We start from the raw sequence: 13,405 nt of genomic DNA, 5'->3' as shown, positions 1-13,405 counted from the left end.
TTCACGGTGAGTGAAGATGATTTTGCCTTAAGTATAGATAGCCGTCCCTACCAAGAAGCCGAAGGAGCAGAAACGAATACCAACCGTATTCCCTTACATATTCTCAGTCCGGCGCGAGCGTACACGCTTAGCTTACCAGACTTCGACCTTGAAGAAGGCCGAACGCTAAGACTGTATGATCGCTTCACGGAAGAATACATCACCCTCCAAAAAGGCACGACGTACGACTTCGAGGTAACGGATGATCCAAGAACCAAGGGTCACCGATTTGATCTCGTGATGGGCATAGAAGTGATCACCAGTATTCACCCGAGCAACCATCGTTTCCAAGCGTACTTACTACCGAATCCGGCACAAGAGCAGGTGAGGATCAGTATTCAAAAGCCGGACAATGTAGGCGAGACCACCGTAAAAATAATCTCAATGACAGGCGTAGAAGTGAGCAATGAAAAGCTCACCACTGATACATCGGAGCTTGACATTAATCTGAGCCAATTGAGCAAGGGGATCTACTTAGTAGAGATCACGCATGGCACCGAGCGAATTGTAAAACGCCTGATCGTAAACTAAGCACCACAAAACCCAAAGAAAGCGGGAGGGTAGACCATCCTCCCGCCATATTTTACCAAGCAAAAAGCAATCACAAATGAAAATAGCTATACTTACCTTCAGCCTCTTATTTCTATCTCTTCTCAGCTATGCCCAAACCTTTGGCGGCCCGCCGAGCTTTGCACCTGACGTGTTGGACAACCCGATAGATGGTGGCTTAAGCTTACTGCTAGGTGTAGGAGCTGCCTATGGAGCAAAGAAATTGAGGGATAATAGAAAGAATAAAATGAATGAGGAAGACCAAAACTAGGCTTTCATCATTGTCCTTGATTAAATTTATAAATAGGTCTCTTTTGTAATGGCGACCCATTTTATTTTTCTGTCCATTTAACTTATTTATTCACAACAATCTGATCATCTGCTGAAACAAGATCCTACTACAGATCCCAAAGTAAATAAGCAAGCTAGAAGATCCTTGTTGGGGAAGTTTTTCTAGCGTTTCATCCTAAAAAAAGTACTTATTGGTCACATTAAATGAAAGGAGAATAATTTTTAGCCTTATTTTCAATCATTGCTTTGGATAATTTACTTTTTTTATGAAAAAAATATTTACCCCCTACCGCAATTTTTTTCTGATTGCATTCTCTTTTTTACTGTTATTAGGGTTTAATTATTCCGCCATTTCCCAAACGGCTACCCTACCTGCTGGTGCTGGTACAGGAGTTGATCCCTATCAAATAGCAACATTAGAAAATCTTTATTGGATTGCTGCTACTGATACTGAAGTGGCTAGCCCAAACAGAGTGACCAGATGGGCAGCGCATTACATCCAAACAGCCAACATAGATGCAACTTCTACTTCTGGATGGTTTTCTGGTGAAGGTTGGAGCCCTATTGGGAATGGTACAACTCGATTTACAGGTACTTACAATGGAGGCGATTTTACTATAAGTGGACTATATATGAATAGACCTACTGCTATAGCTCAGGGTCTTTTTGGATATCTCGAAGCTGCAACTATCCAAAATCTTGGATTACTGGATGTAAATTTTACTGCTAAGAATAATATAGGTGCTTTGGTGGGATTTATGTCGAATAGTGGTTCCATCATGCGGTGCTACAGTACGGGTACAGTAAATGCCGAAACGGATGCAGCCGGTTTGATCGCACAATTGGATGGTTCGGTTTCAACGATAACCGTATCAGAAAGCTTTTCTACGGCTGATGTTACCTCAAGCTTATCAGTAGGTTCAGGCTTGTTAGGGTGGGCTCAAAATGTGGCTGTTTCCAATAGTTATGCACTTGGCGATGTCACGGTTACCAATACAGGTGCAGGAGGTTTGATTGCCCGAAGCACCGGATCCACCATTACCAATAGCTTTGCTGCTGGAGGAGTTTCTGCATCAAGTTCTGCAGGAGGCCTGGTAGCTTTTACAGATTCTAGCCCTGCTTCCACCTTCACCAACAGCTTTTGGGATACCGAAACATCCGGTTTAGGGGCAAGCGCAGGAGGCACAGGTAAAACAACCGCAGAAATGAAGAGCCTCGCTACCTTCACCACAGATATTACGCCTGATGACTGGGATTTTACAGCAAGTACAGGCGTTTGGCAAATCCAGGAATCATCTGGAGGTTTTATTTCTTACCCCTATTTGCAAAATATTTCCTACGATGTGCCTGAAGCTACACCTGAAGTCAACCCTATTCCGGGATTATTAGCTTTCTTTAGCCTTAGCTCTTCGCTTCCTGCGGCGAATGCCTCGGTTATAGCCGCAGGGGATAATATTGAACTTACTTTTACTACTCCACCAAGTCTCGCAACCTTTACGGCCTCCAATGCGGTGATACGGGGTCAGCAATCAGGTACAATTGCCGGTACTTGGGCTGTTAGCGGTAATAATGCTACATTCAACCCTTCTTCTGACCTAACGGCCGGAGAAGTAATCCACGTAGAGCTTGGTACAGGAGTAGGCGGCACCAATGGCCAATTCCTGCTGAGCCCTGAGAACTTTTCGTTTACGGTGGCCTCTGCATCTCCATTGTCGGGTGACACTTGGATATCCGCTTCTGCTGCCGAGGCGAATCAGTGGCTTTCAGTCACCTATGGCAATGGTCGTTTTGTGGCAGTGGCTCAGACTGGTACCAACCGAGTAATGTATTCGGATGATGGAGTTAACTGGACGGCTGCTTCTTCTCCAGAGGCCAATTCCTGGATATCTGTCACTTACGGCAATGGTCGTTTTGTTGCGGTATCGGTGGATGGTAGCAACCGAGTGATGTATTCGGATGATGGGATCAGCTGGTCGGCGGCATTTGCGGCAGAGGCGAATAATTGGTTTTCAGTCACCTATGGCAATGGTCGCTTTGTGGCGGTGTCAAGTAATGGTACGAATCGTGTGATGTATTCGAATGATGGGATCACCTGGACGGCTGCTGCTGCTGCTCAGGCAATCTTTTGGCGATCAGTGACCTACGGCAATGGTCGCTTTGTTGCCGTTGCAAGAAATGGCACTAACCGTGTAATGTATTCCGATGATGGGATCAGCTGGACGACCGCTTTTCCTGCCGAGGATAATAATTGGAATTCAGTTACCTATGGCAAAGGTCGTTTTGTGGCGGTGGCTGAGATTGGCACGAACCGCGTGATGTATTCGAATGATGGAGTTAACTGGACGGCGGCATCAGCTGCAGAGACGAATAATTGGCAATCGGTCACCTATGGCAATGGTCGCTTTGTGGCTGTAACAAATACGGGTACCAACCGTGTGATGTATTCGAATGATGGGATCAGCTGGACGGCTGCTCCTGCTGCCGAGGCGAATAATTGGTTTGGAGTCACCTATGGCAAAGGTCGTTTTGTGGCGGTTGCTGCTGATGGCACCAACAGTGTGATGGTAACGCTCAGTACCTTCATTTGGACAGGCACCACGGATACGGACACAGATGAAGGAAGCAACTGGATTGGGGGCACTATTCCTCCTGCTGGTTCCGATATATCGATACCTACAGGCCTTAGCAACTATCCGGTATTTTCTTCTGATTTTCAGGCAGGCGATTTGGAGATTCAGTCAGGTGCTACTTTCACGATGGCTCCAGGCTTTACCTTAAGCTTTGCTGCCGGCAAAGGCGCCAGTGGCGATGGCAAGATCATCTTGAAAAGCGATGCGACAGGCGATGCCAGTATAGGAGATTTGACGGGAGCAGGTAGCATTACTGTTGATGTGGAGCAGGAGCGATTTGTGGCTGGGAATAATAGAGCATTTCGTTTTCTATCGCATCCATTTAGCGATCCACTACCATTAAGTGTAATTGGTTCTATTGTAGATATTACGGGTATTGGTGGTTCAGCAAATGGTTTTACGACTACGAATACTAATGCACCTTCAGCTTTTCGATTTGATCCTACCCAAGCAGATGATGATAGCGAAGAAGATGCTGGTTGGATAGCCTTTACGAATACAAGCCAAACGATTGCGCCAGTAGAAGGCATCCGAATGCTTATACGAGGTTCTAAAGGACAATCAGGCATTTTTGATGATGGAGCCTACACGCCAGCAAATGTTACGATGGCTTGGGAAGGGACAGTAAATACAGGTAATGTAGTAAAGGCTTTATCCTCGGCAACTATAGGCGGAGAAATCAGCGATTGGAATTTGGTAGGTAATCCGTATCCATCGAGCATCAATATGCGAAATATCACCAACGCAGGTGCATCTAATTTCATCAGTGTTTGGACACCACGTGCAGGAGATGCAAGTGGAGAATTAATTCCAGGTGCAGGAAGAGGTGGGGCGTATGTAACAAGACTATTGACAGACGCTGGCTTTGATCCAATTGTCCTTCCAAGTGGTTCGGCCTTTTTCATTCAAGCTGATCCAACAGATACAGGAACGCCTGGTACGATTACATTTACGGAATCGATGAAAATATCAGGAGAGGCTCCATTCGAAACAGTATTGCGAACAGAAGAGTACACGAGTAAGTATGGGCCTAATTCGATAGGAATTAGCCTAACAAGAGGAGCGCAATTTTATGACCAAGTGGTAGTTTATTTTCAAGAAACAGCGCCTGTGTATGATAAGCTTACCGACGGAATCAAGCTAGCAAACCCGGTGGTTAACTTCTTTACGGTAAGTGCTGATAATTTTGCATTGAGTAATGATGCAAGGGCGTATGCCGAAGCGGAGGGTTCGAATCGCATTCCACTTCATATCAATAGTCCAGCGACCACTTTCAAACTCAGCCTGCCAGATTTCGATCTAGAAGAAGGCAGAACGATCCAACTTTATGATCGCTTCACCGAGGAATACATCACCCTCCAAAAAGGCACGACGTACGGTTTTGAGGTAACGGATGATCCGAGCAGCAAAGGTCACCGATTTGATCTCGTGATGGGCATAGAAGTGATCACCAGTATCCACCCGAGCAACCATCGCTTCCAAGCGTACTTACTACCGAATCCGGCACAAGAGCAGGTGAGGATCAGCATCCAAAAGCCAGATAATGTAGGCGAGACCACCGTAAAAATAGTCTCAATGACAGGCGTAGAAGTGAGCAATGAAAAGCTCATCACTGATACATCGGAGCTTGACATTAATCTAAGCCAATTGAGCAAAGGTATCTACTTAGTAGAGATCACGCATGGCACCGAGCGGATTGTAAAACGCCTGATCGTAAACTAAGCACCACAAAACTAAAAGACAGCGGGAGGCTCAGAGAACCTCCCGCTGATTTAAACAAAACACAAAGCAACTGAAGAATCGATGAAATATATCCTATTTACCGGCCTATTGTTTTTATCCGCAGTGAGCTATGCGCAAACCTTCGGAGGTCCACCGAGCTTTACGCCTGACGTTTTAGACAACCCGATAGATGGCGGCTTGAGCTTACTTCTTGGTGCAGGAGCCGTTTATGGCGCTAAAAAGTTGCGGGATAAGAAAAAAACGAAGCAAAATAGAAAGAAAGATAAGGGCAATCTATAATCTATTCTTCAGTAATCTCATTGAAGTCCAATGAGATTAAATTGAAATTTGTTTCCATCTGCCTTTTCTGAAAAACCATATAGCCACTAATGCATGTAAAGAATGGCAAATTGCTATTGCAATAAAAATACCTTTAACTTCCATTTGTAGAGTAATTGATAAAAAATAAGCTAAAGGAATTTCCAGCAATAATAGTACTCCTATATTGATATACATTGGGGTTTTAGTATCTCCAGCTCCATTGAAAGCTTGAATCATTACCATGCCGACAGCGAAGAAAATGTATCCAAGAACAATGATTTTTAGGCCTAATGCGGCAATTTGACTGACTTCTTCGCTTATAGTAAACCAACTTGCAAGGGTGTTGCCAAAACTAAGATATAGTATAGTGATAATTGATAGGAAGATTACATTATAACGAGCAGTAAGCCAAACAGAAATACTTGCTCGTTTAATTTTGTTAGCTCCCAGATTTTGGCCAACCAATGTAGATGCTGCCGCCGATAAACCCCAGGCAGGCATCAGGCTAAAAATTAAAATTCTGAAGGCAATTGTAAATCCAGCAACTGAGCTACTGCCAAATTCTGCGGTGATTCTAGTTAATACAATCCAAGCTGCTGAGTCAATAAGAAATTGACCCATACCTCCAATGGAAATACTAGCAATTCGTTTCATGGTAACCCATTTGAATTTTATATTTTCGGCTAAAATCGCTAATCGATGTTTGCCATTGAGGAGATGGTATAATTGATATAACACACCAATACTTCGTCCTGTTGTTGTGGCCCAAGCGGCACCTACTAGGCCAAGTCCTTCAAAACTCCCCAAACCGAAAATGAGTATTGGATCTAGAATGATGTTAATCCCATTTGAAAGCCATAGTGCACGCATTGCCAGATGTGCTTGCCCTGCTCCTCTAAATGCACCATTGATTAAAAAAAGGAGCATTACAGCTAAATTTCCTGCAAAGATTATTTTTGTGTAAGGAACCCCAATTGCAAGAACTTCCGGACTTGCACCCATTAGTTGCAAAATTTCTTTGGCAAAGAGAAAACCTAGAATAGCAATGAGGAGAGAAATACTACTTCCAAATATGAGTAATTGAAACGCAGCACTACCTGCTTTCTTAAATTCCTTTTCTCCAAATCTGCGAGCAATCATTGCAGTAGCAGCCATGCTTATTCCTATGCCGACAGAGTAAACAATAATTACAACTGCTTCAGTGAGTCCTACCGTAGCTACGGCATCGTCTCCTAGTCGGCCTACAAAAAATATATCCACTACAGCAAACAAAGACTCCATGATCATTTCTAAAATCATGGGAACTGATAACAAGAAAATACCTGTCTTTATATTTATTTTAGTAAAATCTTGATCTTTACCTTGTAAAGCTTCTTTAAATAGCTTCCAATTTGGCATGAATAGGCGGTTAGTTTGGTCTTAAATAAAGGAGGTTTTTTTTGAATAGCATGAGTGTTGGGGTTGAAAATTTTGCAACTTAAAGTTCCTGGCAATTGAACCCTTCACTTTTTACTAATTCAATGATTGGCTGTACATCGAATGGTTTGTCTTTTTGAACTCTGAGTATATTATCACAATCATCTAAGTCAAAATTGATTTTTGCTGCCGGAATTATTATTTCTAGCTTTTTGATTATGACATCAGCTCGGTTTTGCGAATAGACATTGGTCTTAAAAATCTCAACTATAGCGTTGTTTACTCGGTCATTAGTCATGATAATGGTAACAGAAACTATGCATTTAAAAGTGTAGCGATATCAAATTTCTTCATTTTCATAAAAGCTTGCATAACATTCTTTGATCGTTTTTGATCTGCCATTAATTCTGGTAAAATTGACGGAATAATTTGCCAGCATACACCATATTTGTCTTGAAGCCAACCACACATATTTTCTTTTCCTCCCGCTGTTAATGATTCCCAATAATGATCAATTTCATTTTGATTATCGCAGTACACAATGAGTGATACTCCTTCATTGAATGTGAAATTATGCTTTAAGTCACTTTCCATGATCTTTAATTTGTAACCAGCCAAATTAAATTGAGCATGCTTGATAGCCACTCTGTTATCAAGTGATTGGCCGCTTTGAGAAATACTCTCTATGTTTGAGGTAGGGAAAATTTCAGTGTAAAAGTCTAATGCTTCTTTTGCTCTACAGAAGTTTTCACCAACAAATAGTAAACTAGGAACGGCTATTTGCTTAATTTCTGTAGCACTTTCAAAAGACAATTGCCATGTTATCCCGAATTTATCTTGAACCCATCCATATTTTAGACTCCAATCATATTTATCTAATGGCATTAGGATATTACCATCTTGCGAAAGCTTTTCCCAAACAAATTCTAATTCTTCGAGAGATGAAAAGTTAATGAATATTGAAATTGAAGGATTTATTGGAAAATCTACTCTACCATTCAGGCACGTGAAAGTTTGACCAAATGCATAGAATGTAGTGACAATTGCATTCTCACTTAATAGTTGTGCGCTTGGAAAAATGGAACAATAGAATTGGGCTGCATCATTTGCATTACCATTAAACCAAAAGCAAGTAGAGATTTTCGTTTTCATAGCTGAACTTATTGTGGTTTCAGGGACATAGCTTGAAAAGTTCTATTCAGATAATTTTGATGTATCAGTATACAATATCTCCCATTGGTGGCCATCCAAATCTGCGAATGAATCATAATACATCCAGTCATGATCAGCTGCTTCACGATAGCGCGTAGCTCCGTTGGCTAATGCAAGACCTACAATTTCATCAACTTTTTCTCTACTTTCTACTTGAATAGCTGTAAGCACTTGTGTGGTTGAAGCGTCAGCGATAAGTCTATTTGTGAATGTTGAAAACAACTCATGCGAAATGAGCATAGAATAGATAGATCCTTCTTGTAAGATTAAGCAAATGGCATTGTTGTCAGAAAAATTTTCATTGAAGGAAAAACCAAGTGTATTCCAAAATTTGCGTGTTTTGTTTAGATCCTTGACAGGAAGATTTACAAATATTGAATTAACCATCTTTATTGTAATTGTTTAGTAGTGAAGTTGATTTTACAAATTTAGAGCGATTCCTAAAAAACTGGCGGATTAAAAACGACATTTTTGGGGTTGATTGCGACAAATGAATAAATTTGTTGATATGAAACATATATCAATTTTAGTTCCTCATTATGTGAATCTTGCGGGTTTTGAGAATCCAAGACAAGGTCTTCAGGAAACCAATGAGTTATTAATTTCCAAAGGAAGAGCTCCTATTTTTGATATCAATATTGTAGGTGAAAATAAGGAGATGAAGAGTTATGATGGACAAATTTCAATTTGGGTAGATAGATTGATTTCTGAAATTGACAAAACGGATTTAATAATTATACCTCCAGTTCATAATGTGATAGCAGAAGCATTAAAGGCAAATCATAGGCTCTATCCTTGGATATGTGAGCAAAGGCAAAAAGGTGCGCATATAGTAAGCTTATGTTTAGGAACTTTCTTACTGGCTAAAACGGGGCTACTTGATAATAAAAAATGTGTAACGCATTGGAGAGCAGGGGATTCATTTAGGCGGCTTTTCCCGAAGGCGATTTTATTATCAGATAAAATATTAACAGATGAGGATGGCATTTATACCGGTGGTGGAGCTTTTTCCTCTGCTAATTTGATTCTATATTTAATAGAAAAGTTAGTTGATAGGGAAACTGCTATATATTGTTCTAAGATATTTCAGATTGATGTCGGACGCAATTCACAATCTCCATTTATCATTTTTAGTGCACAAAAGAATCATAATGATGAGCAAGTGATTAAGGCTCAAAATTTTATTGAACAAAATTATTTTAGTAAGATTTCTGTAGACGACTTGTGTGATTATTCAGGTATAGGAAGGAGAACTTTTGAACGGAGATTTAAAAAGGCTACTGCCAATACAGTGATTGAGTATGTTCAAAGAACTAGAATAGAAGTAGCAAAAAAGGAGTTTGAGCTAGGAGTTAAAACATTAAGTGAGATAATGTATGATGTAGGCTACAATGATCCAAAGGCATTTAGAAATGTTTTCAAAAGGGTTACAGGGTTATATCCAGTAGACTATAAGGAAAGGTTTAATTAGTTTAACATTTTTTGAAGGAACATTTTAGAAGTCTTTTCGCACAGCATATAAAATTGGCTTGAATGTTTTAAGTAGTTGTTAGCTCATGCTGAAAAATTCTATTTACATAGAGTCTTGAATAATTAAAGTGATAAACTATTCGTTTTGCCGAATTTGTATAATTTTTTCTTATTATTTGAATTACTGATTAACTTATGCGGATTAATCAATTTTTGATTTTGCACTTTGGTTCAGAAAAATTAAGAATGATTTTTAAATTTATCAATACTCTATTTTTTCATATTATAAAAATTATTTTTATAATTATTTTTATAATAACTTATGAAACAGCTTTTTCTCAGAGTAGCTTAGATAGTCTGTTTACTCAACTCCAAAACACCGTTCAACTAAAACAAAAATCGGCATTAGGATTAAAATTAATTGACGAGTTCTTAGGCAAAAATCCTCAATTTGTTATTAAAGTGGGGAGAGAATTACTAGATCAAGCTGATATTATGGATGATGCAATCACTGTTTGTAAAGCAAAGTCAGCTATTGCTCAATCTAAAGTGCATTTAGGTGAATATAATGATGCCAAGCTACTTGCTAAGGAATTAATAACTCACGCAATTAAAGAGGGTGTTGTAAGGTATGAAGCAATTGGACACCTCACTTTAGGATCTAGCCATTATTACCTTGGAGAGTATGAAAGCGCCATTAAGGAATACTATAGAGCATATGAATTAGGGAAGAGAATAAATGAATTTGCTATTCAAATCAATGGTCTTAGTAATGTGGCAACTGCATATATGTTGTTAGAAGAATTTGAGGAAGTAAAGAGTATTTATCTTCAGGTTCAAAAACTAGCAAGAGAACAGGACATGAAATTAGAGCTTGCAATGAGTACTTTGAACTTGGGTGTAGTTGAAAGTAAATTGAAAAATCTATCAGTTAGCAAGCAATTGATGAAAGAGTCCCTCATACTTTTTCAAGAAGAAGAGAATAAGTACGGAGAGGGGCTTGCTTTATTGAATTTAGGGTTTGTTAGCCTTCAAGCTAGAGAATACAATGATGCCTTAAGTTATAATGAGAAGAGTTTGGCGATTAAGGAAGACTTAAATGATCAAGCAGGTGTAGCAAGATTGTTAAATAATAATGCAATAATTTTCTTGGAATTAGCTGATTGGGATAAAGCTAAGGGCTATGCAACCCAAGCTTATAATTTATCTATTGCTTTTGATAGAATTGAAGATATTAAGATTGCATTAGATACTAAGTACAAAATCTATTTAAGATTAAATCAATATGACTCAGCTCTTTATAATTACCAACAATTAGATATACTGACAGATAGTTTAATGTTAGCCAATAATCAAGCTGAAATTAATAAGATTTTAGCTTCATATGAGTTTGATCAAGTAAATCAGAATATAGATGAATTATCTAAAAGCTTAGCAGAAAGTAGGAATGAATTGGGTGTTTATAAATGGATAATAATTCCTATTCTAATTGTTTTAGTTATAATATTGTCGATAGGGTTCCTTATTTATAGAAATAATCAATTGAAGATTATAAGGAGACATGAGACACTAAATGCGAATACTGAAAAGATAACGAACAAGTTAAATCATTTAGTAAAAGAATATGAGAAGGCACAACTTGAACTAACAAGAAAGGCTAGGCAATTAGAAGAACAAGAAAAAATTCAAATTGAGAATCTTCAACAAATAACCTCCCTAGTGAAGGGAGAAACACTTGGTGAGAATAAAATTAAGGATAATTTTTGGATTTCATTTTATATTTATTTTAACGCCCTTTATCCAACATTTATAAGTAGTCTAAAAGCTAGTTACCCGAATTTAACGCAAAGTGATATTAGAATATGTAGTTTAATAAGATTGAATTTGGAAAGTCATGATATTGCTCAGGCATTGGCAATAAGCCTTGATAGTTTAAGAAAGGCTCGCTATCGGATCTATAAGAAAATGAATTTAAGCTCTGATAAAGAGCTAGTTGAATTCATACTTAATCTTTCTGTCTCAAAATAAAGACATTTTTGTCCTTTTTAATCCGGATATAATTTTTGTATCTTTTTTGAGATCATGAATATTTGGTTGATTTTTTAATTCAACTAAATATGCCTGCAGATGAGATTATTTTTTACTCAATCCAAGAAGCTTTTTCCCTTGATATTTCTGCTGCTCCTTGGAAGCAGTATACTGAGTAATGCTAATTCGATAGCAAACGTTAATTTACATCTTGCTAAGAATAGCATTACAAATTCAAATGAAAAACTTGCTGAAAGTTTCAAAGCTTTTGTTTCAAACCACACACTTAAAATGTTTGCTGATCAGTTTTGGGTCGATGATTTTGAACATGCATCAAACCCAAGCTCTGGCACACGAAGTCCATCTCTCAATACAGGGTCTGGCTCTACTCCTTATTCAGCATACTTCAAAAGAGCAACGAATGCTGAATTAAATCTTTCACTTGTTTCAGATGGTGATTATAGCGGCTTTCAAGGAACATATTTCTGGGCAGGAGAAGATCATGATGTACTAGCAGGAGGGAATGCAGAACAAGAAATAGAATGGACTGGAATTAATATATCGGGAAAAACAGGTATTGAATTTAAAGGACTTTTTGCAGCACAAAGCACTTATACTGCATGGGAATCAACAGCCTTTGGTTTTACTCATAGTGATTATGTTTTAGTGGAATATAGTCTTGATGGTGGGGCTTACCAGAAATTAATTGATTTCCGAGGAAGTAGCGATGGGTTTGGGGCTAAGCAGTTGGCTGAGGACACAAATAATGATGGAATTGGGAATGGTACGGTGTTAACTAAAAGTTTTGGAGAATTTACGAAATCAATTCCGGGCACTGGTTCAACTCTTTCTCTAAGGCTACGTGCATATTCCAATAACACGAATAATGAGGAATGGGCAATTGATAATTTCAGATTGGAATCTGCGACCCCATCCTCCGCACCACCTACTGTATCGACTTTATTAGCGACGGATCTTAGTTCATCAGGAGCACGGTTGAATGGGAATGTGACCGCAGATGGCGGAGCAGCGATAACCGAGCGTGGTTTTGTGTATTCCTTGACGAGCTCGGATGCCTCACCAAGTTTTGCTGAGGTCAATGGGACGACTGTTTTTAAGGAGGTGGTATCTGGTACGACAGGTGCATATAATACTTTACTAAGCGGGTTGTCAAGTTCGAGTGCTTATAGTTATGTAGCTTATGCTACTAACTCAGAAGGAACCACCAACGGAAGTGTTGAAACGTTTACGACGAGTACTCCACCGGCGAGTTTAGCGACGGTAACAACGGGCTCGGCATCGGGTATTACAGCAAGCACAGCAACATTAAATGGGGATGTGAGTTCTGATGGGGGAGCATCTGTAACGTCCCGAGGTTTTGTGTATTCATCAAGTGATGCTACTCCAACTATTGGTGAAGGAGGAGTGATTAATATTTCAGATGGTAGTGCAACAGGATCGTTTGCCGAAGAGATAACGGGCCTGTCAGCATCTACGATTTATTATTTTCAAGCGTATGCGACCAATAGTGAGGGGACGAGTTATGGAGGAGTGGAGAGCTTCACCACATCAGGAGGCGGAACCTCCTACACCTGGACAGGCAGTACAGATTCCGACGGCGGCGAGGCAGGCAATTGGGATAATGGGTTACCTCCTGCGGGATCAGACATCGTGATACCCGAGGGCGCGACACCGTATCCTGTTTTTGATTTTGATTTTGAGGCGGG

At 39.6% G+C, this 13,405-nt stretch carries 11 protein-coding genes; 7 read left to right on the top strand and 4 right to left on the bottom strand.

Features of this window, described 5'->3' with window-relative positions:
* From ACOXY8_RS17110 to ACOXY8_RS17095, 4 genes are all read left to right on the top strand, one after another.
* Positions 1–570 (top strand): T9SS type A sorting domain-containing protein (locus ACOXY8_RS17110; protein WP_458332840.1); only part of this gene is annotated, 570 nt, incomplete at its 5' end.
* Between the two features lie 76 nt (positions 571–646).
* Positions 647–859 (top strand): PID-CTERM protein-sorting domain-containing protein, encoded by a 213-nt coding sequence (locus ACOXY8_RS17105; RefSeq protein ID WP_458332839.1) that lies wholly within the window; start codon positions 647–649, stop codon positions 857–859.
* A gap of 286 nt (positions 860–1,145) precedes the next feature.
* Positions 1,146–5,231, top strand: coding sequence for a T9SS type A sorting domain-containing protein (locus ACOXY8_RS17100; protein ID WP_458332838.1), 4,086 nt, complete (start codon positions 1,146–1,148; stop codon positions 5,229–5,231).
* 81 nt (positions 5,232–5,312) lie between these two features.
* Positions 5,313–5,531, top strand: a complete 219-nt coding sequence (locus ACOXY8_RS17095) for a PID-CTERM protein-sorting domain-containing protein (RefSeq protein ID WP_458332837.1) — start codon at positions 5,313–5,315, stop codon at positions 5,529–5,531.
* Positions 5,532–5,567: 36 nt separating this feature from the next.
* On the opposite strand, the gene ACOXY8_RS17090 is transcribed toward ACOXY8_RS17095, so the two are convergent.
* The 4 genes from ACOXY8_RS17090 to ACOXY8_RS17075 form a co-directional block, all read right to left on the bottom strand.
* A complete protein-coding gene (locus tag ACOXY8_RS17090; RefSeq protein WP_458332836.1) occupies positions 5,568–6,950 on the bottom strand; it encodes an MATE family efflux transporter in 1,383 nt (460 codons plus the stop codon).
* A gap of 79 nt (positions 6,951–7,029) precedes the next feature.
* Positions 7,030–7,266, bottom strand: a complete 237-nt coding sequence (locus tag ACOXY8_RS17085; protein WP_458332835.1) for a hypothetical protein — start codon at positions 7,264–7,266, stop codon at positions 7,030–7,032.
* A 17-nt stretch (positions 7,267–7,283) separates the two neighbouring features.
* Positions 7,284–8,120 (bottom strand): VOC family protein, encoded by an 837-nt coding sequence (locus ACOXY8_RS17080; protein WP_458332834.1) that lies wholly within the window; start codon positions 8,118–8,120, stop codon positions 7,284–7,286.
* 42 nt (positions 8,121–8,162) lie between these two features.
* Positions 8,163–8,567: a VOC family protein gene (locus ACOXY8_RS17075; protein ID WP_458332833.1), complete on the bottom strand. Its 405-nt coding sequence runs from the start codon at positions 8,565–8,567 to the stop codon at positions 8,163–8,165.
* Positions 8,568–8,670: 103 nt separating this feature from the next.
* On the opposite strand from ACOXY8_RS17075, the gene ACOXY8_RS17070 reads away from it, so the two are divergent.
* From ACOXY8_RS17070 to ACOXY8_RS17060, 3 genes are all read left to right on the top strand, one after another.
* Positions 8,671–9,651 carry a GlxA family transcriptional regulator gene (locus ACOXY8_RS17070; protein WP_458332832.1) on the top strand — a complete coding sequence of 327 codons (981 nt, stop codon included), beginning with the start codon at positions 8,671–8,673 and terminating at the stop codon, positions 9,649–9,651.
* A gap of 194 nt (positions 9,652–9,845) precedes the next feature.
* Positions 9,846–11,678: a tetratricopeptide repeat protein gene (locus ACOXY8_RS17065; protein ID WP_458332831.1), complete on the top strand. Its 1,833-nt coding sequence runs from the start codon at positions 9,846–9,848 to the stop codon at positions 11,676–11,678.
* 291 nt (positions 11,679–11,969) lie between these two features.
* On the top strand, positions 11,970–13,405 hold a 1,436-nt coding region (locus ACOXY8_RS17060), incomplete at its 3' end, for a hypothetical protein (protein WP_458332830.1).

Origin of the sequence: Peijinzhouia sedimentorum (genome assembly GCF_049340005.1) — a bacterium.
Classification (GTDB): Bacteria; Bacteroidota; Bacteroidia; order Cytophagales; family Cyclobacteriaceae; genus CAXBDP01.
The sequence above is the reverse complement of the archived record's forward strand: the minus strand, read 5'-3'. Positions and strand labels throughout refer to the sequence as shown.